The sequence below is a fragment of the Asanoa ishikariensis genome (assembly GCF_900107455.1).
GTDB classification, from domain to species: domain Bacteria; phylum Actinomycetota; class Actinomycetes; order Mycobacteriales; family Micromonosporaceae; genus Asanoa; species Asanoa ishikariensis.
This window is the reverse complement of sequence record NZ_FNQB01000003.1, coordinates 1,159,710-1,184,579: the sequence shown is the minus strand read 5'-3', so window position 1 is coordinate 1,184,579 and position 24,870 is coordinate 1,159,710. Positions and strand designations below refer to the sequence as shown.

19 protein-coding genes and 1 pseudogene are annotated in these 24,870 nt (G+C 68.6%); 14 read left to right on the top strand and 6 right to left on the bottom strand.

Going from position 1 to position 24,870, the window contains the following annotated elements:
- Positions 1–434: 434 nt before the first annotated feature.
- The gene (locus BLV39_RS29400; RefSeq protein WP_090799896.1) at positions 435–3,026 is read left to right on the top strand and encodes a tetratricopeptide repeat protein; all 2,592 of its coding nucleotides are present in this window, start codon (positions 435–437) and stop codon (positions 3,024–3,026) included.
- On the opposite strand, the gene BLV39_RS29395 is transcribed toward BLV39_RS29400, so the two are convergent.
- A complete protein-coding gene (locus BLV39_RS29395) occupies positions 3,023–3,475 on the bottom strand; it encodes a hypothetical protein (protein WP_143049924.1) in 453 nt (150 codons plus the stop codon). The genes BLV39_RS29400 and BLV39_RS29395 overlap by 4 nt on opposite strands.
- Before the next feature lie 295 nt (positions 3,476–3,770).
- On the opposite strand from BLV39_RS29395, the gene BLV39_RS29390 reads away from it, so the two are divergent.
- Positions 3,771–4,190, top strand: coding sequence for a DoxX family protein (locus BLV39_RS29390; protein ID WP_090799894.1), 420 nt, complete (start codon positions 3,771–3,773; stop codon positions 4,188–4,190).
- Positions 4,191–4,240: 50 nt separating this feature from the next.
- On the opposite strand, the gene BLV39_RS29385 is transcribed toward BLV39_RS29390, so the two are convergent.
- A complete protein-coding gene (locus tag BLV39_RS29385; RefSeq protein WP_090799893.1) occupies positions 4,241–4,717 on the bottom strand; it encodes an RrF2 family transcriptional regulator in 477 nt (158 codons plus the stop codon).
- Positions 4,718–4,827: 110 nt separating this feature from the next.
- Here BLV39_RS29385 and BLV39_RS29380 point away from each other — a divergent pair, with 110 nt between their 5' ends.
- On the top strand, positions 4,828–5,316 hold the full coding sequence (locus BLV39_RS29380; RefSeq protein WP_090799892.1) for a cupin domain-containing protein: 489 nt from the start codon (positions 4,828–4,830) through the stop codon (positions 5,314–5,316).
- 198 nt (positions 5,317–5,514) lie between these two features.
- Here the strand turns inward: BLV39_RS29380 and uvrA are convergent, their stop codons facing one another.
- Both uvrA and BLV39_RS29370 read right to left on the bottom strand, forming a co-directional pair.
- Positions 5,515–8,016: an excinuclease ABC subunit UvrA gene (gene uvrA / locus BLV39_RS29375; RefSeq protein WP_204082572.1), complete on the bottom strand. Its 2,502-nt coding sequence runs from the start codon at positions 8,014–8,016 to the stop codon at positions 5,515–5,517.
- Positions 8,017–8,310: 294 nt separating this feature from the next.
- Positions 8,311–8,817, bottom strand: coding sequence for a hypothetical protein (locus tag BLV39_RS29370; protein WP_090799890.1), 507 nt, complete (start codon positions 8,815–8,817; stop codon positions 8,311–8,313).
- Positions 8,818–8,992: 175 nt separating this feature from the next.
- Here BLV39_RS29370 and BLV39_RS29365 point away from each other — a divergent pair, with 175 nt between their 5' ends.
- From BLV39_RS29365 to BLV39_RS29340, 6 genes are all read left to right on the top strand, one after another.
- Positions 8,993–11,887: a glycoside hydrolase family 9 protein gene (locus tag BLV39_RS29365; protein ID WP_090799889.1), complete on the top strand. Its 2,895-nt coding sequence runs from the start codon at positions 8,993–8,995 to the stop codon at positions 11,885–11,887.
- A 717-nt stretch (positions 11,888–12,604) separates the two neighbouring features.
- The gene (locus BLV39_RS29360) at positions 12,605–14,101 is read left to right on the top strand and encodes an endo-1,4-beta-xylanase (RefSeq protein ID WP_090799888.1); all 1,497 of its coding nucleotides are present in this window, start codon (positions 12,605–12,607) and stop codon (positions 14,099–14,101) included.
- Between the two features lie 40 nt (positions 14,102–14,141).
- Complete coding sequence (locus BLV39_RS29355) at positions 14,142–14,588, top strand: SDR family oxidoreductase (protein ID WP_090799887.1); 447 nt, start codon at positions 14,142–14,144, stop codon at positions 14,586–14,588.
- A 117-nt stretch (positions 14,589–14,705) separates the two neighbouring features.
- Complete coding sequence (locus tag BLV39_RS29350; protein ID WP_090799886.1) at positions 14,706–15,152, top strand: hypothetical protein; 447 nt, start codon at positions 14,706–14,708, stop codon at positions 15,150–15,152.
- Positions 15,153–15,298: 146 nt separating this feature from the next.
- The gene (locus BLV39_RS29345; protein WP_090799885.1) at positions 15,299–15,778 is read left to right on the top strand and encodes a sigma-70 family RNA polymerase sigma factor; all 480 of its coding nucleotides are present in this window, start codon (positions 15,299–15,301) and stop codon (positions 15,776–15,778) included.
- 1 nt (position 15,779) lies between these two features.
- Entirely contained in the window at positions 15,780–16,466 is a 687-nt protein-coding gene (locus BLV39_RS29340; RefSeq protein ID WP_090799884.1) for a hypothetical protein, read from the top strand.
- A 296-nt stretch (positions 16,467–16,762) separates the two neighbouring features.
- Here BLV39_RS29340 and BLV39_RS29335 read toward each other — a convergent pair whose 3' ends face one another.
- Complete coding sequence (locus BLV39_RS29335) at positions 16,763–17,401, bottom strand: HNH endonuclease family protein (protein WP_090799883.1); 639 nt, start codon at positions 17,399–17,401, stop codon at positions 16,763–16,765.
- A 183-nt stretch (positions 17,402–17,584) separates the two neighbouring features.
- Here BLV39_RS29335 and BLV39_RS43745 point away from each other — a divergent pair, with 183 nt between their 5' ends.
- The 4 genes and pseudogenes from BLV39_RS43745 to BLV39_RS45160 form a co-directional block, all read left to right on the top strand.
- Entirely contained in the window at positions 17,585–17,779 is a 195-nt protein-coding gene (locus BLV39_RS43745) for a hypothetical protein (RefSeq protein ID WP_090799882.1), read from the top strand.
- A 66-nt stretch (positions 17,780–17,845) separates the two neighbouring features.
- A complete protein-coding gene (locus BLV39_RS29325) occupies positions 17,846–18,943 on the top strand; it encodes a hypothetical protein (RefSeq protein ID WP_090799881.1) in 1,098 nt (365 codons plus the stop codon).
- Positions 18,944–19,387: 444 nt separating this feature from the next.
- The gene (locus BLV39_RS29320; RefSeq protein ID WP_143049923.1) at positions 19,388–19,927 is read left to right on the top strand and encodes a DUF3995 domain-containing protein; all 540 of its coding nucleotides are present in this window, start codon (positions 19,388–19,390) and stop codon (positions 19,925–19,927) included.
- A 356-nt stretch (positions 19,928–20,283) separates the two neighbouring features.
- A pseudogene (locus BLV39_RS45160) lies at positions 20,284–20,481 on the top strand (ATP-binding protein); the annotation flags it as partial.
- 36 nt (positions 20,482–20,517) lie between these two features.
- On the opposite strand, the gene BLV39_RS44395 reads toward BLV39_RS45160, so the two are convergent.
- The gene (locus BLV39_RS44395) at positions 20,518–20,739 is read right to left on the bottom strand and encodes a hypothetical protein (RefSeq protein ID WP_239083413.1); all 222 of its coding nucleotides are present in this window, start codon (positions 20,737–20,739) and stop codon (positions 20,518–20,520) included.
- 412 nt (positions 20,740–21,151) lie between these two features.
- On the opposite strand from BLV39_RS44395, the gene BLV39_RS29310 reads away from it, so the two are divergent.
- Entirely contained in the window at positions 21,152–24,820 is a 3,669-nt protein-coding gene (locus BLV39_RS29310; protein WP_239083414.1) for a LamG domain-containing protein, read from the top strand.
- The last annotated feature ends 50 nt before the right edge of the window (positions 24,821–24,870 follow it).

The following is a 24,870-nucleotide window of genomic DNA, read 5'->3' as shown; positions in this document are numbered from 1 at the left end:
GAGTTTGAGTCGGCCGAAACGGCCGGTGATGTACGACCCGGTGGATGGCGTGAGGATGCCTGTCTACTATCGCGGTCCGGACATGTGAATCACCGACACTAAGAAGGCATGGTCGAAGCGGCCGGGGGAGAAGCCAAGGCAGTTTCCGCCGGTCGTTTGCCTGCAGCCAGATACCACCGTTGGCGAACTTGGCGACGCCAGCGGCGGCGAGATCGACAACATCGCCGAGGAAAGCGACCGACAGGCCACCGCAACGACCGCACCCGCATCCGGGCCGCCACGAGTCGCCCGAGGTGCTGTCAGTGTTCGCCGCGGCGTAACCGATGCGTGGTGTTGAACCTCACGCCGCATCGGATAAGGTCGATCGTTGATCAGGCCCGTCGCGTACGAGGCAGGCGGCGAACGGGGAGCCGTCCTGCGGACGTGGAGAGTCGATGCCGCGCAGCGCGGAACGGTCCAACACACCCGCCGGGACGTTCGTCGCGCCACCCGACCCGGCGGAGGCCGGCACCCTCGACGAGATCGTCGAGCGGCTCCAGTTGTTGAAGGTCTGGGCAGGTAGTCCCTCGTACGAGACAATGACCGGCCGGGTCAACGCGGCGTGGACGGCGGCGGGAGTACGTGCCAGCGAGCTGGCCGGGAAAAGCACCGTGGCCGACTGCTTCCGGCTGGGCCGGCGGCGCCTGAACAGTGACCTCATCGTCGCCGTGGTGCGGGTGCTGCACCCGGACGAGGGATACGTGACGCAGTGGCGGCAAGCCCTGCGTGTGCTCGGCGGCGAGGCACAAGCGGCAGCCCAGGTGCGCGTGCAGGACACGTTGCCGCACGACTTGGAGGGGTTCACCGGTCGAGCGGCCGAACTGGAGGCGCTGCGCCGCGAGCTGCGGGTCGACGAGGTGGTGCCGGCTTTCGCGATCACCGGTATGGCCGGGGTCGGCAAGACCCAGTTGGCTATCCGCGTCGGACATGTGCTGGTAGGTGAGGGCGCGGTCGACCGGGCGCTGTTCGTCAACCTGCGCGGGTTCCATCCCGATCCCGCCCAGCCTCCAGCCGATCCCGCCGCCGTCCTGGACGGGTTCCTACGTCTGCTGGGCATGCCCGGGCAGGCGATCCCGCACGGGTCGCCGGCCCGGATCGCGGCCTACCGCGAACGCCTGTCCGGCACCCGAACCCTGGTCATCCTCGACAACGCCGCCACCGCCGATCAGGTGCTGCCGCTGCTGACACAGACGCCGGGCTGCCCGACGCTGGTCACCAGCCGACGCCGGCTCATCGACTCGGGACGCATGAAGCACCTGCTCGTGGACGTGTTCCCCCCGCGGGAAGCGGCCGCCTTCCTGACCCAGGCAATGGACCGCGTTCCCACCGGCAGCGATCCGCGCGCCCTGGAGCGGATCGCCGATCGCTGCGGCCACCTGCCGCTGGCTCTCGGCCTGGTCGCCGGACGCATCCGGCGGACATCCGGTTGGACGCTGAGCGACCACGCGGACTGGCTCGACGAACGCCACCGCGACCGGTCTCTGGACGCCGGTGTGGAGCTCGCCTTCGACCTGTCCTACAGGCACCTGCCGGTGGACCGGCAACGGCTGCTGCGACGCACCGCACTGCACCCCGGTCACGACATCGACGCGCACGCCGCCGCCGCGCTGACCGACACCGACCTGGATTCCGCCCGATCCGACCTCGCCGAACTGCACCGCGACCAGATGCTGCAACGCGTCGCACCCGACCGATACACCCTGCACGACCTGATCCGCACCTACGCCAGCACGCAGGCCCGCGATCAGGATCCCGCACCCGTACGCCGCGCCGCCCAGACCCGGCTCTTCGACTACTACCTGTCCACCGCGGCCGCGGCGATGGACGTCCTGCATCCGGCCGAGTCCGACCAACGACCGCGGATCGGCCCGGGCGCCACGCCCACCCCACCACTGACCGATCCGGAAGCCGCGATCACCTGGCTCGACACCGAACGGCCGAATCTGGTCGCCGTCGCCGCCCACACCGCGACCGCCGGGTGGCCCACCCACACCATCGACCTGTCGAACACTTTGCTGCGTTACCTCAACAGCGGCTATTCAGCCGAGGCCGTGGCCATCCACGGCCATGCCAGCCGCGCTGCGCACGACGCCGGCGATCCAGCCGGACACGCGAACGCTCTGATCAACCTTGGCGCCGCGCACATGCAACTCGGGCGCTTCGAACTGGCCGCCGAGTACTTCCAGCGAACGCTCGCCCTCTTCGAGGAGATCGGCGACCGCTCGGGCCAGGTCCGCTCCCTGGGCAACCTCGGCATCATCGAGGAACGACTGAGCCGCTACCGGTCGGCCGCCGAACACCTCCGCAAGGCCGTGGTCGTCTTCGAAGAGCTCGAAGACCGGCCACGGCAGGCACGGGCGCTGACCAACCTCGGCATCGTGGAAGAGCACCTCACCCGCTACCCGGCGGCCGTGGAATGCCAGCAGCGCGCCCTGGTCTTGTTTCGCGGCATCGGCGACCGCACTGGCGAGGCCTCCGCGCTCAGCTGCCTCGGCCTGGTCGAGGTGCGGCTGGGTCAGTACGGTCCGGCCGGCGCCCACCTGCGGCAGGCCCTCGACCTCTACCAGCATGCGGGGCACCGTCTCGGTGAAGCGATGACACTGGACAACATCGGCACACTCCACACCCGACTCGAAGAGCCAGTGCCGGCCATGGCGCATCGACGGCAGGCGCTGGCGATCTTCCGGGCCACCGGCACCCGACACGGGGAGGCGTTCGTGCTCAACGGCATTGGCGAGACCGCGCTCATCGCGGGTCGCGTCGCGGAGGCTCTCGACAGCCACGCCGCCGCGCTCGCGATAGCCGTCGAGATCGGGGCGCGCCACCAGGAAGCCAGAGCGCACGCCGGGCTCGGCCGTGCTCACCACACCTGTGGTGAACTCGGCCAAGCCCGGATGGAGTACGAACGCGCGTACTCCCTTTACACCGACCTCGACATCCCGCTGGCCGATCAGATCCGCGAAGACCTCGGCGCGATCTCGCCCTAGGGGTAGTTGTGGTCGATCCTGATCTGGCAGTCCTTCCAATCCCCGTTGGGAAGAAGTTTGCACACCTTGATCTGGAGTTGCTGTCCCACAGTCGGCCCGCCGTTGTAGATCGGTTTGACGTCAACATAGTTCGACTTGTTCACACCGCGGACACTGACGAGGTTGACGCGGGACCACGCGCTACCGGTCCGCTTCGACAACTCGAGGATGATGCCGTTGGCGCCGTCGTCAAAGCGGTCCTCGACGGAGATCTCCCCGTTCGAGTAGGCACCCCGCTCAGACAACCAACGCCCACTACCCAGGGTGATTGCGGGATTGTTGGCGCTATAGACGGGGATGTTTTGAGATCGGACGGCCTGCGCCGGTCCGGCCGTGACGCCGACGAGCGCGACGGTCGCGACAGCAGTGGTCGCCAGCAGCCGAGCGGTCAGTAAGCGGAGCACTCGCACGGATTCCTCCAACGTCGGGTGTGCGTCGATGGCGTAAGCATGGCCGTGACGGCGCCGTTGGCGACCAGATCCGGACGATCCCGGACGCGCGCTCTGGCCCGGTCAGCACGCGCTCGGCTGTACTCGACCATGGCGACCAGGCAGCGAGAGCAGCCAGTGTGGATGGTCGCCGGTCTCACCGCGGGCTGGTCCGGTTGACCAGCCGTTCGGGCCGCGCAGGGCATCCGCGAGCTCAGCGACTCACGGGTTCTCCACGCCACGGCGAATGATGTGGCCGCCAGGTGATACTCGGGCCATGACACCTGATGACCGCGACGCGTTCGCGTTGGCTCTGTTGCTCGGGGTGGCGGGGCTGACCCATTTTGCCGTGCCGGGGCCGTACGACAGCATTGTCCCGCGCCGGCTTCCTGGGCCGGCTCGGGCGTGGACGTATGCCAGCGGTGTCGCCGAGTTGGCGGTCGCGGGCGCAGTCGCGTGCCGGCCGACCCGCGCGGTAGGCGGGCTGGCCGCTGCGGCGCTATTCGTCGCGGTGTTCCCGGCCAACGTCAAGATGGCGATCGACTGGCGGCGACGCAGTCCGCTCGCGCGGGCGATCGCCTACAGCAGGCTGCCGCTTCAAGCGCCGCTGGTGTGGTGGTCAATGCGAGTAGCGCACGCTGCGGGCAGGCCTCCGAGCACCCGCAGTCATTTGGGAAATACGACCGAAGGTTCTTGACGACCGGGGGAGCGCACCGTCGCGCCAGCCTTCTGCCCGCGGTGAAAGTCCTAGCGCAGTTCCGCGATCCTGGCCCGGGTGTTGGCCGGGGACTCGGGGTGCCGGTGCTCGACGTCGGCCTGGACGTCAGCCACGGTCTTGCCGGCCAGCTCTCGTCGCCAGGCCAGGTCGGCACCCCGCATGGCCTGGGCGAACACGCACGACTGTCGATAGTCGACGCCTGCGTGCTCCCCTGGCCCCTTGCTGAGAATCCGGTCGCACCGGAACAGCTCCTCGGGGCCCTCGATCGCGGCCACGATGTCCAGCAGCGAGATTTCCCCCGGGTCCCGGGTCAACTGGAATCCCCCGCGTGGCCCCGAGGTCGACGTCAGGATCCCGGCCCGGACCAGGGCCTGGAGCTGTTTGTTCAGGTAGGCCGGCGGAAGCTCGTAGAACGCCGCGAGGATGCCGGTCGGCACCGGGGCGTCCAGCCAGCTCAGGTTGAGGCACGTGTGGAGGGCCCATTCGACGCCCTGACTTGTCCGCATAGTCCTGGACTTTACATGTCCAGAATTTGTGACGCCCGCCATGATCGCTAGCGGCGGGTGATCCTGGACATTTAATGTCTAGGAAACAGCGAACACCGAAGGAGCCGACAATGACACTGGTACGCGCAGCGCAGGCCGAGGTTCTCGACAGCGACCCGGCCAGCGTGATCACGCTGCTACTCGACCCCGAGCACACCGGCGGCGCCCTGACCAGCAACCGCACTCTGCTCAAGCACGGCACCGACGGCGCGCCGCCGCACCTGCACACCCACTCCGGTGAGCTGTTCTTCGTGCTCGACGGCGCCCTTGAGATGCTCGTCGGCGATGAGCTGCACATCCTGCATAAGGGGGACGCGCTCTTCGTCCCGCCGAACACCCCGCACGCCTTCGCCCCGGCCGACGGGCAGGACGCCGACTTCCTCGTCGTGATCACCCCCGGCAAACCCCGGTTCGACTACTACCGACTGCTCGACAAGGTGCACCAGGGCGAAGCCACCTGGCAGGAAGTCGGCGAGACCCAGGACCGCTACGACAACCACTACGTGGACAGCCCGCTGTGGGCGGGCCGCGCGGCGAACTACTTCGACCTCAAGAAGTAGTTCCGGCGGGGTGACTGTGGTGGTGTGGCCGAGCGGTATCCCGAGATCGCGCCGGCGCATCCGCGGCGCCGCCGTACGCGCACCTCAGCCGCCCATTCGACCGCGTCAGCTTCGCGTTGGCTGTATTAGTAACGGTGGGCGTACCTAACGCGCTGTCCTGGCGCGGCAGGTCGCAGCGACTGGTCTACGTCGACTCCGTCATGCGCCCGCGCGCCGCCGGGACGGAACTCCGAGCACCCGGGCCAGGTAGCGCGCGGTGTCGCTGTCGCCGGAGGCGACCTCGTCGGGCGGGCCGGCGGCGACGATTCGTCCACCCGCGTCCCCGCCGCCGGGGCCTAGGTCGACGACCCAGTCGGCGGCGGCGACGACGTTCATCTCGTGCTCCACCAGCATGACGGAGTTGCCGGCGTCAACGAGGCCTTGGAGCTGGCGGGTCAACAGCTCGACGTCGGCGGGGTGCAGTCCGGTGGTGGGCTCGTCGAGCAGGTAGAGCGTGTGTCCACGGTGGGCGCGCTGGAGCTCGGTGGCGAGCTTGATCCGCTGCGCCTCGCCGCCGGACAGTTCGGTGGCCGGCTGGCCCAGGCGTAGGTAGCCCAGCCCGACGTCCAGGAGCGTACGCAGGCTCCGGGCGGCCGCCGGGACGTCGGCGAGGAACGTCGCGGCGGTGTCCACGGTCATCCCGAGCACGTCGGCGATCGTCGCGCCCCGGTAGGTGATTTCCAGTGTCTGCGCGTTGTAGCGGGCGCCGTGGCAGGTCGGGCAGGGCGCGTAGGTGCCTGGCAGGAAGATCAGCTCCACGGTCACGAAGCCCTCGCCCTGGCAGGTCGGGCACCGGCCGGACGCCACGTTGAACGAGAACCGTCCCGGGTCGTAGCCGCGTTCCCGTGCCCCGTCGGTGTTCGCGAACACCTTGCGTACGGCGTCGAACAGCCCCGTGTAGGTGGCGAGGTTGGAGCGCGGGGTGCGGCCGATCGGCTTCTGGTCGACGCTCACCAGGCGGTCGAAGGCGTCCAGCCCGTGGACGTCGGCGGCGGTGGTCGCCACGTCGGGCGCGGGTGCCGGACCGGGACCGCCTGGCTCCTCGTCGTCGGGCTCGGCCGGGGCCGGCAGGCCGAGGTGGTCGCGCACGATCCCGGCGACGACCTGGGTCATCAGCGTCGACTTGCCGGATCCGGACACCCCGGTGACGGCGGTCAGCACGCCCAGCGGCAGGTCGACGTCGAGGTTGCGCAGGTTGTGCCGGTCGATCCCGCGCAGCCGCAGCCAGCCGGCCGGCTCGCGGGGCAGCCGCCGCGGCGCCCGACGGCGCGCGGGGAAAAGGTAGGGGCGGGTCGCCGAGCCTTCGACGTCGCGCAGGCCGGCAACCGGTCCACTGTAGACGATGTGCCCGCCGCCCTCGCCCGCGCCGGGTCCGACGTCGACGATCCAGTCGGCACGGCGTACCACATCCATGTCGTGCTCCACGACGAAGATGGAGTTGCCGGCGGCGCGCAGGCGATCGAGCACCCGCATGAGGGGCTCGGCGTCAGCCGGGTGCAGGCTGGCCGACGGCTCGTCGAGCACGTAGACGACGCCGAAGAGCCCGGAGCGCAGCTGGGTGGCGATCCGCAGCCGCTGCGCCTCGCCCGGCGACAGCGTCGGGGCCGGCCGGTTGAGCTGGAGATAGCCGAGCCCGAGGTCGACGAGCACCGCGATCCGGTCGCGGAGGTCGGCGGCGAGCGTCACCGCGACCTCGCTGCGCTCGCCGGACAACGACGACTCCCACGCGGGCTCGGGATCGGTCAGCGCAGCGGTCGGGCGCAGCACCTCGGCGAGCTCCGCCAGCGGCAGCGCCGACAGCTCGCTGATGTGGTGCCCGGCGAACGTCACCGCCAGCGCCTCGGGTTTGAGTCCCGTGCCGTCGCACGTCGGGCATGGTCCCACCTCGACGAAGCGCAGCGCCCGCTCGCGCATCTTCGGACTCTTCGAATTGGTCAGCGTGTGCATCACGTGCGAAGCGGCGCTCCAAAACCGTCCGTTGTAGATTCCTTCGCCGCGCTCGCGCTGCGGATGCACCTCCACGACAGGCTGTTCCTCGGTGTAGAGGATCCAGTCACGGTCACGCTTGGGCAGCCGGCGCCACGGCCGGTCGACGTCGTAGCCGAGCGCCACGAGGATGTCGCGCAGGTTGACCCCCTGCCACGCCCCGGGCCACGCGGCGACCGCGCCGTCGCGGATGCTCAGATTCGGGTCGGGGACCATCAACCTTTCCGAGACGACGTGGGTACGGCCGAGCCCGTGACAGGTCGGGCAGGCGCCGACCGCGGTGTTGGGGGAGAAGGCGTCGGAGTCGAGCCGATCCGTCGTGCCGCGCGGGTAGGTGCCGGCCCGCGACATCAGCAAGCGCAGCAGGTTGGACAGGGTCGTCAGCGTGCCCACCGTCGAGCGGGCGCCACCGGCGCCGCGCCGTTGCTGCAACGCGACCGCCGGCGGCAACCCGGTGATCTCCTTGACCTGCGGCGCCGGAATCTGGTTGAGCAGGCGGCGGACGTAGGGCGCGATCGACTCGAAGTAGCGCCGCTGGGCCTCGGCGTAGATGGTGGCGAATGCGAGTGAGGACTTGCCCGAGCCGGAGATGCCGGTGAACGCGACGAGCCCGTCCCGCGGGATGTCGACGTCGACGTCGCGCAGGTTGTGCACCCGCGCGCCACGGACCCGCACGTAGGCGTCGTGAGAGGATCGCGGTGACCTGGGCACGGTCTTCCTCCCGAGCCGGGCGAATGCTGCTTATGCCAGCGTATCGGGCGGAGGGCTCTCGGGCGGCTGGCCCGTCCTGGTGAGGTGGTTGGGGCGGGTGCGGTCCCAGCGTGCCGCCATGAGCAGGTGGGCGTCTCCCTGGCAGACCCTGCCTCGAAGAATCCGGCGGTGAAGTTGCCGGCGTTGTTGACCCGCGACTGGACTTCTTCGGTCAATGCCTCGACGATGGCATTCTTCTCACAGCGCAGCGGTCTGGGGTCAAGGGAGCCTGGTCCAGATGGTGGTCCAATTTAGATCATCCCAGGTGGCGCCGTCGTCCCAGGAGAATCGCTGCGCCCACCGGACCTTGTCCGCGCCGAGCAGGTCCCACTCGTAGCGCACGAGGATCGGCTTGCCATGGAACTCATCCGGGCCTTCGAAGACGCCACGGTCGCCCTCGAAGCGCCCCTCGACCGGCGTGTCAAGGACTCCCGGCAGCCGCGTCGACATCCACCAGATCCGCCACGTCCGGCTTGTCGGGTCGAACAGGCGCAGGGTCGCTCCCGCAACAGCCTCGCCGCCGGGACGCATGATCGCGGTCTCGAAGTTGCCCAGTCCATCCAGGATCGGGGCGCAATCGCAGCTCGCCTCGAACTCGACCCACTCGGTGCAGTCGCGGTCGCTGACGTCGGCGAGTTTGCGGACCGCGCCATGCCACCGGCCGAAGAAGAAGTCGAAGTCGCCCCGGCCGTCAGTGCTCTGTTCGTCGGTGATCTGTTCGGTCATGGCCGCACGCTACAACGGACGGGTGACATTTTTGTCAGTGGACTGCCGCATCCGCTTCTGTCGATGAGAGTGACCGCCCTTCACAAACTGATGACGTCCCCGTTACATTGTCGTCTATCCATGGGAGCGCTCCCGGCTCCTGGACCTGCCCCCACCTCCGACAGGAGTAACCGTCATGCACCACGTCAGACGCCTGCGGCGGGCGCGGTCCGACCAGCCGTGGCCACGCCGTGTCCTCGCCGCCGGTGCGGCCCTGGTCACCGGGCTTACCCTCGGCGCCGTCCCCGGTCCCGCGTCCGCGGCCGTCTCCGCCACGACCGGCGTGCAGGCCGCCGCGCCCGCCTTCAACTACGCCGAGGCATTGCAGAAGTCCCTCCTCTTCTACGAGGCCCAGCAGTCCGGCCCCAAGCCCTCCTGGAACCGCGTCTCCTGGCGCGGGGACTCCGCGTTGACCGACGGCGCCGACGTCGGGCTCGACCTGACCGGTGGCTGGTTCGACGCCGGCGACCACGTCAAGTTCGGCTTCCCGATGGCGTTCAGCGCCACCATGCTCGCCTGGGGCGCGGTCGAGTACCGGGACGGCTACGTGGCCTCCGGGCAGCTCCCGCACCTGCTCAACAACCTGCGCTTCGTCAACGACTACTTCGTCAAGGCGCACCCGTCACCGAACGTCCTCTACGGACAGATCGGCAACGGCGACGCCGACCACAAATGGTGGGGTCCGGCCGAGGTGATGCCGATGGCGCGTCCCTCGTACAAGATCGATGCGAGCTGTGGCGGCGCGGACCTGGCCGGTGAGACGGCGGCGGCGATGGCCGCGTCGTCCATGGTCTTCCGACCCACCGACGCCGCCTACGCGGACAAGCTGCTCGGTCACGCGAAGCAGCTCTACACGTTCGCCGACACGGTGCGGAAGAGCTACCACGAGTGCATCACCGATGCGACCAACTTCTACCGGTCGTGGAGCGGCTACCAGGACGAGCTGGTCTGGGGTGCGATCTGGCTGTACCGGGCCACCGGCGACGCCAGCTACCTCGCCAAGGCCGAGAGCGAGTACGACCTGCTCGGCAACGAGAACCAGACCACCACCAAGTCCTACAAGTGGACGATCGCCTGGGACAACAAACAGTACGGCGCGTACGTGCTGCTGGCCCGCCTGACTGGCAAGCAGAAGTACCTGGACGACGCCAACCGGTGGCTCGACTACTGGACCGTCGGCGTGAACGGGCAACGGGTGCCGTACTCACCGGGCGGCATGGCGGTGCTCGACTCGTGGGGCGCGCTGCGCTACGCGTCGAACACCAGCTTCGTCGCCCTGCTGCACGGTGACCACCTCACCGACGCCACCCGCAAGGCCCGGTACCAGGACTTCGCGCTGCGGCAGATCAACTACGCGCTCGGCGACAACCCGCGCAACTCCAGCTACGTGATCGGGTTCGGCGCCAACTCGCCGAAGAACCCGCACCACCGCACCGCGCACGGCTCCTGGTGGGACAGCCAGACCGTGCCCGAGGAGACCCGGCATGTGCTCTACGGCGCGCTGGTGGGTGGGCCCTCGTCGGCCAACGACGCGTACAGCGACACCCGGTCGGACTACGTGATGAACGAGGTCGCCACCGACTACAACGCCGGCTTCACCTCCGCGCTCGCCGCGCTGCTGACCAAGCACGGCGGCACCCCGCTGGCGAACTTCCCGGTTGCCGAGACCCCGGACCGCGACGAGTTGACCGTGGAGACCACGGTGATGCAGGCCGAGCTGCGGGGCACCGGGCTCAAGGCCATCATCTACAACCGCTCCGCGTACCCGGCCCGCGCCCTGACCGACGCGAAGTTCCGCTACTACTTCCGCGCCGAGGGCGCGACGCCCGTCGTGGTCACCCCCGGCTACACCCAGGGGTGCCCGTCGCCGTCCACGGCCCGCCAGGTCTCTGGCGACCTCTGGTACGTCGAGGTCGACTGCACCGGGCACACCATCGCCCCGGCAGGGCAGTCGCAGCACCGGATGGAGGTGCAGTTCAAGGTCGGCGTACCGGAGGGTGGCACCTGGGACCCGACCAACGACCCGTCGTACAGCACCGTCGCCGGGCCCAACCGCAACGTGCCGCTCTACGCCGGTGGTCGGCGGGTCTGGGGCGTCGAGCCCGGCGCGCCCACCCCGGACACCACCGCGCCGACGGCGCCCGGCCGGCCGACCGCGTCGGCGGTCACCCCGAGCGGCGTGACCCTGAGCTGGGCGGCGTCGACCGACAGCGTGGGCGTCACCGGGTACGACGTCTACCGCGAGGCCGGCGCCACCGACGTCCTCGTCGGCTCGCCCACCGCCGCCACGTTCGCGGTGACCGGGCTGACCGCCTCCACCTCCTACGCGTTCTACGTGGTGGCCAAGGACGCCGCGGGCAACCGCTCCGCCGCGTCCGCACCGCTCTCCGTCACCACCACCGACCCGCCCGCGCCGGACGCCGTCGCGCCGACGGCGCCCGGCCAGCCGACCGCGTCCACTATCACCACGGGCGGGGTGACCCTGAGCTGGGCGGCGTCGACCGACAACGTTGGCGTCACCGGCTACCGGGTCTACCGGGAGAACGGCGCGACGGACCTGCTCGTCGGCTCGCCCACCGGCACCACGCTCGCGGTGACCGGGCTGACCGCGGCCGCCGCGTACACCTTCTACGTGGTGGCCGTCGACGCGGCCGGCAACATCTCCCCGGCGTCCGCGTCGGTCACCGTGACCACGTCGGCGCCGCCCGCCGCCGGTGCCTGCAGGGTGGCGTACGCGACAAACGACTGGGGCAGCGGGTTCACCGCGAACATCACGATCACCAACACCGGGACGACCGCGATCAACGGCTGGAGCCTCGGCTTCACCTTCCCGCACTCCGGGCAGAAGGTCAGCCAGGGCTGGTCGGCCACGTTCACCCAGACCGGCGCGGCGGTCACCGCCACGAGCCTGTCCTACAACGGTGCGCTGGCACCGGGGGCGTCGACCGGCATCGGCTTCAACGGCGCCCACACCGGAAGCAACCCGAAGCCGACCAGCTTCACCCTCAACGGCGTCGCCTGCACGGCCTGATTCGTGTCGAGATTTTGGACAGTTACCGCAGTGCGAGCGGTAACTGTCCAAGATTCACGTGTGCCGCTAGCGGGCGCTGACTACGGCATGTTCTCCAGCCAACGATCGAGAAGCGGTAGCACGTCGCGGCCAGGATGGGCACCAGCCGGCGCCGACGGCACCAGTCGACGGTCTCAGCGATGCCCTCTACCAGCGGCAGCGTCTCCAGGAACCCACGCACCTCCGCAGGACTTCGCGACGCCCAGCCGCGGGCGTCGAGCACGCAGACCTGCTCGTTGTCAGGATTCCTGCGGCGTGGCCGGCCTCCGCCTCCTGCACGACTTTGGCGTGGCCCAGCAGCTCCGCCAGGTGCTGTCCGCTGCTGGTGTGTGGGACCAACGTCCCGTCAACACCGAAGAACACCAATCCCAGCCTCACCGCAACAGGATATCGGGCAACGACACCACCGCGATCTTCTCCAGGGCAGCGCGGTCTCCGAAACTATCGGCGATATTCCGAAATCACTGCTTGAAATGGCCGCAACTTTCTGGAAACCTAATGACGTCCATGGATGTTAACGATCACATGTAACGCCGTTGAGTAGGTAGCAGAGTCGACGCACACCGGTCGCCCCGGTGCCCGCCGTCGGCGCGCACAACCACGTAGCAACGCACGTCCAGGCGATGTGTCCTGCCTAAAACCGCCACGTCGACTTCGTATCCATGTTGGAGGATCACCATGATCTCCCGAACTCGCCCCAGACTCGCCCGAGGTCGACTCCGGGCCCTCACCTTGTCCGGAAGTGCTGCGATAGTTGCGGCCCTGCTCGTCTCGCTGATGCCTAATCTGGCCCAAGCTGCCGAGCCCACCCTCGGCGCGGCCGCAGCTCAGTCCGGCCGGTACTTCGGTGCCGCCGTCGCCGGCGGTCGGCTCAGCGACGGTGCGTACACGACGATCCTGAACCGCGAGTTCAACGTCGTTACGGCCGAGAACGAGATGAAGATCGACGCCACCGAGCCACAGCAGAACAACTTCACGTTCGGCAACGCCGACCGGATCGTCAACCACGCCCTCAACCGGGGTTGGAAGGTCCGCGGCCACACGCTGGCCTGGCACTCGCAGCAGCCGGGGTGGATGCAGGGCATGGAGGGCAGCTCACTGCGCTCCGCGATGCTCAACCACGTAACCCGCGTCGCCACGTACTACCGCGGCAAGATCCTCGCGTGGGACGTGGTCAACGAGGCGTTCGACGACGGCAACAGCGGCGCCCGCCGCAACTCCAACCTGCAGCGCACCGGCAATGACTGGATCGAGGCCGCGTTCCGCGCCGCGGACTCGGCGGACCCGAACGCCAAGCTCTGCTACAACGACTACAACACCGACAACTGGACCTGGGCCAAGACCCAGGCCGTCTACAACATGGTGCGCGACTTCAAGTCGCGTGGTGTGCCGATCGACTGCGTCGGGTTCCAGTCGCACTTCAACGCCAACTCGCCCTACAACAGCAACTACCGCACGACGCTGTCCAGCTTCGCCGCCCTCGGCGTGGACGTGCAGATCACCGAGCTCGACATCGAGGGATCCGGCAGCACGCAGGCCAACACGTACCGCAACGTGGTCAACGACTGCCTTGCCGTTTCCCGCTGCAACGGCATCACGGTGTGGGGTGTGCGGGACTGCGACTCGTGGCGCTCCAGCGGCACTCCGCTGCTCTTCGACTGCAACGGCAACAAGAAGGCCGCGTACACGTCCACTCTGGACGCGTTGAACAGCGCCGGCCCCTCGCCCACAAGCAGCCCCACAAGCAGCCCCACCGCCAACCCGACCTCGTCACCCACCTCCAACCCAGGATCGGGCTCCGAGATCGTCGGCTCTCAGTCGGGTCGGTGCGTCGACGTGCCCAATGCCTCCCAGAGCAACGGCACCCGGGTGCAGCTCTACGACTGCAACAGGCAGTCCAACCAGACGTGGACGTACACCTCGAACAAACAGCTTCAGGTGTACGGCAGCATGTGTCTGGATGCCGCCGGCTCCGGCAATGGTGCGGGGATCCAGATCTACAGCTGCCACAGCGGGACCAACCAGCAATGGAACCTCAACTCCAACGGCTCCATCTCCGGCGTCCAGTCCGGGCGATGCCTTGACGTCTGGAGCACGGCCAACGGAGCACAGATCCAGCTGTACAACTGCAACGGACAATCGAACCAGCAGTTCAGGCTCGTGTCCCGCACGTAAGTGATGCGACCCCTGGCCCGGATCGCAGGCGAGATCGGCGATCCGGGCCAGGTGGTCGCTGGCGGCAGCGAGGTCGCGCAGGACGCCGGGTGGAAGCGTCACGGCCCGCAACGCCACCGACGAGACGCCGAAGGCTGCCACGTTCATCCAGGGCGACATCAGCACGCACACGGGCGTGCAGGCGTTCGCCGCGGCCGCGCTCAACGGCGCCGCCAAGGCCGCGCTCAACACCTACGGCAAGGCGCTCGCCGCTGAGCTCGCGCCGGCCGGGATCCGCGTCGCCACGACCATTCCTGGCAACGTGCTTACCCCGGGCGCCGACGCGATGGGCGCCTCGCTCGCCGACGTCACGGCGGGCATCCCACTGGGCCGGCCCGGAGACCCACGCGACATCGCCGAGGCCGTCTCCTACCTCGTCTCGGACCGGGCCCAATGGGTAACCGGAACGACCCTGGTCGTCGACGGCGGCGAACTTCCCGTCATCTAGCGCACGGACTGGTGCCCGTCGTCGGCGCCGGCGGAGCACCGGCGACCAGCTCCGCCGCCGTTCGTCCCGGTGCGGGCATTTGGCCTGGCGTGCACTACGCGCTGCTACAAAGGGCACGTGGAGTCGCAGATGTTTGACAGGTTCGAGCGAGACGCCGACGAGTACCTTGCCGCCCACGGCTTGCGCGTCGCTGCCGACCTGCTTCCCAGAGTTCGCGAGATCCTCACTCGAGAAGCCCGGCACGAGGCAAGCGCCTACGCCGGAACGGGAACTGTTTACGGCAATACGGACCTGATGCGGATCTGCGCCGCCCAGCTCTGGCACGCGGGCGTCGTCGAGGACGTGCTCTTGATCGATCGTGCCCGCGCGACCAGCATGGACGCGACCGGCGCCATCGATGGGCAGATGCTGTTGGGCGCCGGGGTGGCCCGGACGAAGGAATTCCTGGCCGCGTTGGGCACGGATGAAGCTCGGCGGATCCTGGACTACGTCGTGTGGCTGGAGGAGGACTACGACGCCGAACGCTACGCGGCTAGCCTCGACAGCTGGTACAGGACCGCCTGATCGTCCGCGCAGGACGATGTCGCGGTCGCGGACGGCCGCCGGCGAGTTCGCGAGGCCGAGGATCCAGATCAGGCTGTGGTCTTCGGTGCACGGGCTTCGTTTGGTTTATGCGCAACGTTTCGGAGAGTCCAGGCGTGTAGTGGCCGATGCATGACTTCGACGACTTCTACGCAGCGCACTACGCCGAGATCGTGGTGCAGGTTTTCGCCGCCTACGGTGACCGCGAGGAAGCGGAAGACTTTGTCCAGGAGGCGTTCGTCCGGGCTCTGGCCCGCTGGCGGCGCGTCGACTCCTACGACGATCCAGCCGCGTGGGTACGTCGTGTCGCGTTCAACCTCGCCGCGAGCCGCTGGCGCCGGTTGCGGACCGCACGTGCCTACCTGCGTTCGCAACGGGCCGAGCCGGTGGTGGATCCGCCGGATTCTCAACGCCTGGCCATCGTTGCGGCGCTCGCGACCCTGCCACACAGGGTCCGCCGCGCGATGGTCCTGCGCTATCTCGTTGATCTTCCCGTGGCTGAGATCGCGCTGCGGGAGGACGTCCCGGAAGGCACAGTCCGCTCATGGCTCCATCGCGGTCGGATGGCGCTGGCCGACCGCCTCGACTCGGAGGTACACCATGCCTGAGATGTCTCGCGACCAAGACCTCACAGAGGAGCAGGTCCACGCCGCATTCGACGAACTGCGGCTATCCATGCTGGATGAGCTCCACCCCCGTGGCTCGGCCGCGGCCCGGCGCTCACTACGGCACCGTCGTCGAGCGACCACGCTCGGCGCAGCGGTCTCGATCGTCGGTCTCACCGTCGGCGCTGTCGTCATCGCCAATCCGCTGGCGCGAACTCCGGTGGCACCACCGAACGCGGCGACATCGGGCGCCACCGCACCGGCGACCCCCACGACGCCAGATCCGAACGACCCCCCGTTCACGAAAGATCTCCTGCCTCGCAAAGCTTGGCTCGTCGGTTCGGCCGCCTCGGCGCACTCACCCGTCGACTCGGCGAATGTCGTCGAGCGTGCCGGCACCTACCGTTACGAGGTCACCTGCCGGGGCACCGGCACCGGCACCATCCGACTCGACGTCTCACCTGGGTTCTACAAACTGCCCGACGGCGTGGACGCGTCCCGCCAGGTCGCCTGCGGTGTACCCCCGGTCACGACAAGCCTCGACGTCACGGCCCCCGCGGGCACGAACACCATCAATGTGTACGTCGCCTGGGACCCGGGCACGACTATGCAGAACGACGTCAACGGCTACGCCTGGAAGATGGTCAACGGTGCGACCCAGCTCGGCGAGTACTTCACGCCTGCGAACTAGCGCGCCCGACGAGGACCGGCTGACGCCTCGTACAGGGGGCGGCGAGCGTCGCCGCCGGGCTGCCCAGCGGCTGGGCGTCCTACGCTCGAATCCCTGAGCTGACACGGTGCGGTCCCGTCCCCACGTCTGGAACGGGACCGCACGGGGTCTCCTGCTCACACAGCGGCCCGTGGTCCCATGCAACTGCCCACGAACTCCAACAGGCAGACCTGCGCATCCGCCGCGGGCAACGGGCTGCGTCGCGGAGGCCGGATGTGTGGGCCGCCCGGAAACGGGCGGGCAAGGAGGGGTGTCGGTCAGCAGGTGGAGAGCATGCCGTTGAGAGCTGTCTTTTCGGCGCTGTCGACGGTCAGGCTGTAGTACCACTTGACCTGGATCCAGGCGCGGGCGTAGGTGCAGCGGAACGAGGACAGTGACGGTTGCCAGGTCGAGGGGTCCTGGTCGCTCTTGGACTGGTTGACGTTGTCGGTGACCGCCCAGAGCTCGGGGCCGCCGAGGTCGTTGGCGTAGGTCTGGCGGCGTGCGGTGGTCCAGGACCAGGCGCCGGATGACCAGGCCTCGGCGAGGGGGACCATGTGGTCGATGTCGACGTCGGACGCCGCGGTCCAGGTGGCCCCGTCGTAGGGGCTGTACCAGTTGCCGGAGGTGGCGGCGCAGCTGCTGTTGACCACGACGCCGGTGCCATCACGTTTGAGGACCTGCTCTCGGGTGTTGCAGGCGCCGGTGATGGTGATCCAGTGCGGGAACAGGTCACGGTTGTACGTGGAGTGGTGGGACTCGGCGGCGACGGTCAGCGCGTTGAGCCGGCTCAACGCGGTGCTGTACGAGGGGATGCTCGGTGGGGTGGCGGCGGCGGGGCTCGCGGTGAGGGTGATCGTGAGGGTGGCCACGGTGGTGGCTGCCATGGCGATCGCGGCCCTGAGGGTGCGGACCATCGTGTCTCCTGACCTGTGGCCGTGGCCGGACAGGGGTGTTCCGGCGGGGACACGACACACGTCACATAGATGAAAGCAGATGTGTTGGTTGTCGGTCCATGACCGGCTCCTTGCGCGAGCCTTCAGGCGTATCGGGCTCCGATGCCGAGGCTGTCGAACCGATCGAGGACCGGCGGGTAGACGATGCTCTCCGCCGGCTTCACGTCATGGGAGGGCCACCTCGGAGGGCTACTGGTCGGCGGTGCGGTCGCCGCGGGTCTGGCCTACGCACCGCAGCAGCGGCGGGTGGCCACGCATGTGGCCACGAACACCGCCATGACCGTACTGCTGCTCGGTCTGGTTGTGATGAAGTCACTGCAGCTGACCGGCGCAATCTGAGCGGACCCGCACGATGGCGTTACTATCTTGAACCATGAACGAAAGAATTGAGACCACCGTTCGCCGGTGAGCGCGACCACCGAGCCTGAAGGGCTCGAACCTCGGACCACTCTGTTCGACCACGCCCTGCGGCTGCACCGCGACAACCCGGACGGTGTCCTTACCCGTGACGGGGAGCCGTACCCGGACGACGCGCTCCACAGTGGTCGGCGATTAAAGGGCCACAGTGACCGCCGGCTCGACGGCGCGGACGTCACCGCCGTCCTCGACGAGCACTTCGCCAGAACCGATGCCCCGCCGAGCGAGCTCGCCGACGCGTTCCACGACCTCTACGTGCCGATCCACCGCAACGATCACATCGCGGCGGCGGCGTTGCGGGCGGACCGCCAGCGGGTACGCCGGACCGGCCGGTGGCTCGTGCGCCACGCCACCGACCGGTGTTCGGCAACCGTCGGGCTGGCGCTGCTCGCCACAGACTGGACCGACGAAGACATCCCGCTGATCCAGACCATCGGCCTGCTGTCGAAACAGTTCGGGCCGTTAGCGACCGAAGCCCTCTCGCGTCGCGTATCAGGCACCGAAGCCCTGCTGTGGCTGGCACAACGAGTGGCGGGCTGGGGCCGGGTGTACGTCGTCGAGCAACTGTGCCAACGCGGCGTCGACGGCCCAGCCCGCGAATGGTTGCTCCGCCACGCGTGCGACGGCGACTTCCTCAACGGCTACTTCGCCGGACAGCTGGCGACCGCGGCCCACCTGCACGAGGCGGTGCTGAGCAGTGAGGCCGACGACGACCTGTGGGATCACGCCGGCCGGCTGCTGAAAATCATGGGGGACTGCGGCGGCGTGGGTATGACCCTCGAGCACTACCCGCCGGCCCCCATCGTCCTGACCGCGCACGCGACTCACCTCGCCGCACAGGCGCCGACCGCGGCCAGATACACCACCGCTGCCTTCATCGCCCACCACCTTGCCGACAAGGCCCCTCATCGAAGCGGATGCACCGCCGAAGAGCGCGACCACATCGTGCGGCGCTATCTGTCGGTCCTCGACCAGCCAGACTGGTGCGACGTCGTGCGGGCGGACATCGACCCGAGCAACGACTTCTACCCATGGTTCGCCGACGCAGTGGCCTCTCCACTGCACCTGCGAGCGTTCTCCGACTGACCGAACAGTGGGCCCACTCGGCATGACTCATCGGGGCACGATGTCGGAGTCGATCGCAGCGGCGAGGTCATGTCTGTGCTCGCGTCGTACCTCAAATAGAGCAGAGCCGGCGAAGGCCATGACCGACATCGAGTTGGCGGCGTCAGCCACCCGGGCAGCGGGTGTCTCCGCCGCTGAGGTCAACACAGCGGTTCGTTGCCGCCGGCGGTGGGCCGGCCGGTGGTGCCGGCTCTCCCGGCCGGCGTCCGTCACCGAGCAGTGACGGTGACAGCTCGAGTCCTGCGGTGGTCATGATGCGTCCCTTCGTTCCGACGTGCACCAGCATCTGGCGCACGTGCGTGCCAAGCCCTCCCGGCCAGGGGTGAATCCGGTCCCCCACGCGGGGGAGTGTGCTGGCGCGTGGGAGGGAGGCCGACCGGCCGCCGACACGGTTGGCTGCAGGTCATGGATGGAATGAGGAAGTCCGGCCGAGCCGGGTACGCCGCGGTGACGTGGTTGGGGACCTTCGTCTTCTCGCACGTCGCGGCGGTCGTGTACCCCGGCGAGGACCCGACCGGCGGTGGACCGTGGAGCTACTCGGCGTACGTCGCCTTCAACGTTGTGCTCATCGCTGTTGCGGCGGCCGGTGCGCTCGTTTCACTGGCTAGCGTGCGGCCGTGGGGAGCGGCTGTCCCCCGGTGGGTCATCTCGACGTCGCTCTGGATCGGTACTGTCCTATTGGTGGTGCGCGGCGTACCCGGCTTGGTCGAGAACGCGGTGATGCTCACTGGCGTGCGCCGCGGCGGGTTCATGGGCAGTCAGGACATTTCTGTCGGCGAGTTCTGGGCCGGCATCGCGATCAACGCCTACTTCTTCGTAGGTGCCGTGGTCCTCATCGCGGCTACCCGGGCGTACATGCGGCGCCCAACGGACGAAAGGGCGCGGCAGCCTCAGGTCGCCGGCTGCCACGCAGCGGCGAGCCCAGATGGTGAGGACAGCGGTTGATGATTGGCGCACCGTCGCGCCGGCAGCCGCACGCGTAGCGACGAGTCGGAGCAACGTGAGCTGGTCGGCCCAGGACCTGACCGTCGTCGAGTGCAACGGGGAGCCCATTCGCGTAAGCGTGTTGCCTCGCGGGTCGGAGGCCAACCGACGCCTGGGGCGGCACTGTCCCTCGTATGAGGGGGCGGGAAGCCGCGTGATACCGCGTGAGCGCAACCGCGCCAGTGCAGACCGTGGCGACCGCGCAGTTCACTCTCGGCCTCACCCCGCCTTCGAGTCAGCGGCTGGAGGTGTCGATCCGCAACGCCACCAGCTTCATCCTCTTCGAGTGGTACAGGACCAGATAACAATCGGGTGCGATGGATGGCTGGGCAGCGAGGCGGCCGGGTAATCGCGGAATGCGGCAGATGCTCTGTCTGCTGCTAGTGGGGCGCGAAGAGGAGTTCCAACTCCTCCGCACGCTGGACCGAGCGGGCGACGCCGGCCGCGGCAGCACGTTCCTTGTCATTGGAGAGGCAGGGGTAGGGAAGTCCCGGCTCGTACGCGAGGTCGCGGGTCTGGCCCGCTCTAGCTGCGGGCCGCGTGGTGATCCGTTACCACCGACCGCGCGGCGGTGCCAGCGACGTCAGGATCGGGAGGGACACCATGGCGGCGACGATCCCGAGCACGATGAGGAATGCCGCGAGGAACCTGATGCCGGTGGCGACCAGGACTCCCGTGCCGGGGACTTGGAGTGCCGTGGGCGGCAGCCACCGGTCGACGATGAGTTCCACCCGCGCCGCGCCGAGCTCGAACCTCGCGGCGATCTTCTCCACGGGCTGCCCGGCGTTGTAAGCGGCGACGATGTCGTCCTCGTGCTCGTGCAGCGTTCACGTCATCCCGCCACGATAAGGACGGGCGGCTATGTCTGCTGCCCTCAGTGGTGGCCGACGTGGGAGTGGCTGGAGAAGGTCGCGGCGTTGGACGAGCCGCTGGCCGTGGCACCGCGGGCGTGCCGCCACGGGAAACGTTCCGACGGCTGGGCCGCGTGGCGGTCGGCTGAGCGGGTCGCGACCTGGCGGTGCTTGACCGACGGTCATCGGCCGGTCGTCGAGTCCCTGGGGCCGTAGCCGCCAGGCGACCTGGGGTTCCCGGAACCACGGCCAGCGCCACGGGCACGTGGCGAGTTGTCGCCAACCTCTCATCTGGATCTTGCCGAGGGCTACGGGCCGGTAGCAGCCTGCCCGCATGGCACTGCTCGGAGTGCGGGAGGACGGCGTGGTGGACAGTTTCTTCAAGCGGTGGTCGCGGGCATCGGTGGCGGTGGCGGTGGCGATAGCGGCCGGCGTCGTCTTCGTGCCGGCGGTCATCTCGTCCCCGTTGGCCGCGGCGGCCCTGGCGTGTACGGATGTGGCGAAGTCGGAGAAGGACGCCTTGGCGACCGCCGCCGCCTGCGCTCGGTCGGTGGTGGTTGGCGGATCGCAGTCCGAGTACGCACAGGTGGTCGCACAGCCGGACGGTCGGCTGACCTTCGAGTCGGCGGTCGTGCCGCAACGCACCCGGCGCTCCGACGGATCCTGGGCTTCGGTCGATCTGAACCTGCGCGCAGGCGCCGACCGGCTGCTGCGCCCGACGGCCTCGGTGGCCGACGTCGCGTTCTCCGCGGGCGGTGACACACCGCTGGTGTCGTTGACTAGGGGCGGCAAGACACTGCGCCTGACCTGGCCGGGCCAACTCCCAGCCCCGACCGTCTCGGGAGACTCCGCGACCTACCGGAGCGTCCTGCCAGACGTCGACCTGGTGGTCCGCGCGACGCACACCGGGTTCACCCACGTCCTGGTGGTCAAGACGGCGACGGCGGCCGCCGATCCTCGCGTACGGACGTTGTCGCTCGCCGTCGGCGGCGATGCGAAGGTCCAGCAGGTGGCGGACGGATCGCTGATGGCCGTGGCGGGCGCCCTGGTGGTGGCCGAGGCGGAGCCGGCGGTGATGTGGGACTCGTCGCGGCCAACCGGCGGCGACCTGGCAGCCGGCCGCACCGACGGCGTGGCCGACTCGACGGCGTTCGCCGCGGGTGACGGTGCGCGTACCTCGGCGGTGGCGACCCGCGTCGCCGCCGGGGGCGCGCTGGAAATCATCCCGGACGCCTCGCTGCTACAGGGCGCAGGCGTCACCTACCCGGTCTTCGTCGACCCCGCCTGGTCGGTGTCAAAGACGAAATGGGCGTACGCGACCAACAACAACTGCACCAACACTGACTACTCGGTGGCCCGGGTCGGCCTGAGCCCCGACGGCCCCTGCGCCGGCGTGCGGTTCCGCTCGTTCTTCGAATTTCCGACGTCGAACGGCTCGGTGTCGCTAAGCGGCAAGCACATCGAGTCGGCGTACGTGCAGATGAAGCTCGACCACTCGTGGTCCTGTGGCAACACCTGGGCGCACATGTTCCTGACACCGGTCATCAACGCCACCATGAAGGCGTCCTGGTCGTCAATGAGGCTCAAGTCTTGGCTCGACTCCGCCGAGGGACACGCCAACGAAGGCTCGGGCTGCTCGGACTCCCCGCAGCCCGACATGATCATGAATTTCAGCGGCTCCACGGTGACCGGCCAGGTGCAGACGGCCGCGAACGGAAGCTGGCCAACCATCACCGTCGGGTTCTGCGCCTGCAACGAGAACGGGGAGTGGGAGACCGCCCAGGACCGGTGGAAGAAGTTCTTCCCAGCCGACGCGAAGCTCGTCGTCGACTACGACTCGAAACCAGCCAAGCCCACCGGCCTGCAAGTCGCCCAAGTGAATTGCCCGACCTCGGGCGTGCTGACCACCGGCACGCTGACCCCGACGTTCTCCGCGGTCTATCCCGACGCCGATTCCGGGCAGACCCTGACCGGCACATACGAGTGGATCGAAGTTCCGGCCGGCGGCATCGGCACCGTCACGGACACCTATCCAGCGCGCCTGCCTGGACCCGCCAACGCGCCGGCCACCGCGAACGCGCGGGCGACGACCACGGCGGTGACGGTGGTCAAGAACAAGACCTACGCCTACCGGGTGACCGCCGTGGACCCGGCGCCGTACTCGCAATGGAGCGGTTGGTCGCTCTGGTGTCAGTTCGCCGTCGACACCACGGTGCCGCCCGCCCCGACGATCGCCCCCGGCGCGATACCCGGACCCGGCGCACCGATTACCTTCACTTTCACAACGACGACCCCCGACGTGGTCAAGTTCCGTTACGGGTGGTCCAGCCCTCCCACCACGGAGGTCACCGCGACCGGCACCACCACCAAGACCGCCGCGGTCACATTGACGGTGCCGAGGTACGGGCAGAACGTCCTGTGGGTCCGCTCCGTCGACGCGACGGGCAACCTCGGCAACCTCGGTACCAGAGAGATCACGGTCGCTCGCGCATCCCCACCGGTCGCCCACTGGGGCCTGGAGACATACCCGGGGCAGACCCAGACTCAGGCGTTGGAAGACAGGCAACCATCGCTGAGCTACAACACTCCCCTTGCCGCGAGCAACGTGACCTGGGCGGACGGAATCCGCCTCGTCGGCGGGCAGACGGCCAGATTCAACGGCACATCCTCGCAGGCGACCACGTCAGGTCCGGCAGTGAACACCTCGGCCTCCTTCAGCGTGGCCGCGTGGGTGCGCGTGGACCCGTACGCCGGCTGCATCAACCTCTCCGCAGTCTCCGCCGACGGGAACGCCGCCAGCGCCTTCATGCTCCAGTACGACTGCTGGTCGGACCGCTACCGAATGCGGGTCGCGGACAAGGACGGCGGAACCTTCGTCGAGGCCGCGTCGACCGGTCCCACAGCTCTGCGCCAGTGGACCCATCTCGCGGGTGTCTGGGACGAGCTCGACCAGAAGATCAAGCTCTACGTCAACGGCGCGCTGGTCTCCTCGGTAACTCCATCCAGCGCGTGGCTCGCCAGCCGTGGCGGCGGTTACATAGCCAACGGTGTCGTCGCGGTCGGCCGCAGCCGCTTTTACGGCATCAACGACTCCTACTTCAAGGGCGAGATCGCCGACGTCCAGGTCTTCGACCGGGCACTCGTGGGCCAGGACTTCACCGGTCAGCTCGCGTCGGAGCCCGGCTCCGGCGGCGTCGACGAGCCAGGCTTCCTGGCGCCGATCCAAGTTGGACGGTGGGAATTCGAGCTCGCCCGACCCTGCTACCTCCAGGACCTGGCCAACACCTGCGACGTCGGCGACGGGACGGCGTTCGGTCGCTGGCTGGCACTGACCCGCGGCGCCGAGATCGGGGCCGGCAACCGAGACAAGGGGCTGCATCTGGACGGCCTCTTCTTCCCTGAGGAGAACCCGGAACCGTGGCAGGCAACCCAGGAATGGGGGCGCTCGGCCGCCAAGACCGGACTGACCACGCCGGACGAGGACGGCAACCAGACCACCATCTGGCAGGACAGGCAGGTGCTGCGGACCGACCAGTCCTTCACCATGTCCGCCTGGGTCGCACCCGAACGGTTCGAAGGCGAGAACACCGTGCTGTCACAGCGCGGCGTGCACGAGAGCGGAGCCTGGATCAAGGCCACCGCCTCCGGCAAGTGGGTGTGTGCCGTCACCGACGAGGATGTCAACGGCTCCACCACCGCGAGCGTCAGCTCGGTCTTACCCCCAGAGCCCGATGTCTGGACCCACCTGACCTGTGTCTACGACTCGCAGCGTAACCAGCTGCGCCTCTACGTCAATGGCGCACGCGTGGGCACGCAGGCCCTCGGGTTCGTCCCGATGGCCTCGTCGGGACCGCTGCTTGTCGGCCGCACGCTGTGGCACGACCAGCTCAGGGACCCCTGGATCGGCGCCGTCGACGACGTATCGGTCCGCCAGGGTGCCATGTCCGACGCCCAAGTCAAGGTCCTCCACGGCAACGAGGCCGCCAAAGATCCCCAGTTCTAGAGGCGCTACCCCCTTCCGGTTGCTCAGCAGGACATGACACGTGGTGGAGG

Coding starts and splice junctions, on each gene's coding strand:
- BLV39_RS29310 (WP_239083414.1), top strand. CDS start 21,152: ATGGCACTGCTCGGAGTGCGGGAGGACGGCGTGGTGGACAGTTTCTTC.
- BLV39_RS29385 (WP_090799893.1), bottom strand. CDS start 4,717: ATGCGGACAAGTCAGGGCGTCGAATGGGCCCTCCACACGTGCCTCAAC.
- BLV39_RS29360 (WP_090799888.1), top strand. CDS start 12,605: ATGATCTCCCGAACTCGCCCCAGACTCGCCCGAGGTCGACTCCGGGCC.
- BLV39_RS29390 (WP_090799894.1), top strand. CDS start 3,771: ATGACACCTGATGACCGCGACGCGTTCGCGTTGGCTCTGTTGCTCGGG.
- BLV39_RS29365 (WP_090799889.1), top strand. CDS start 8,993: ATGCACCACGTCAGACGCCTGCGGCGGGCGCGGTCCGACCAGCCGTGG.
- BLV39_RS29340 (WP_090799884.1), top strand. CDS start 15,780: ATGTCTCGCGACCAAGACCTCACAGAGGAGCAGGTCCACGCCGCATTC.
- BLV39_RS29370 (WP_090799890.1), bottom strand. CDS start 8,817: ATGACCGAACAGATCACCGACGAACAGAGCACTGACGGCCGGGGCGAC.
- BLV39_RS43745 (WP_090799882.1), top strand. CDS start 17,585: ATGCTCTCCGCCGGCTTCACGTCATGGGAGGGCCACCTCGGAGGGCTA.
- BLV39_RS29320 (WP_143049923.1), top strand. CDS start 19,388: ATGGATGGAATGAGGAAGTCCGGCCGAGCCGGGTACGCCGCGGTGACG.
- BLV39_RS29380 (WP_090799892.1), top strand. CDS start 4,828: ATGACACTGGTACGCGCAGCGCAGGCCGAGGTTCTCGACAGCGACCCG.
- BLV39_RS29345 (WP_090799885.1), top strand. CDS start 15,299: ATGCATGACTTCGACGACTTCTACGCAGCGCACTACGCCGAGATCGTG.
- BLV39_RS29400 (WP_090799896.1), top strand. CDS start 435: ATGCCGCGCAGCGCGGAACGGTCCAACACACCCGCCGGGACGTTCGTC.
- BLV39_RS29335 (WP_090799883.1), bottom strand. CDS start 17,401: ATGGTCCGCACCCTCAGGGCCGCGATCGCCATGGCAGCCACCACCGTG.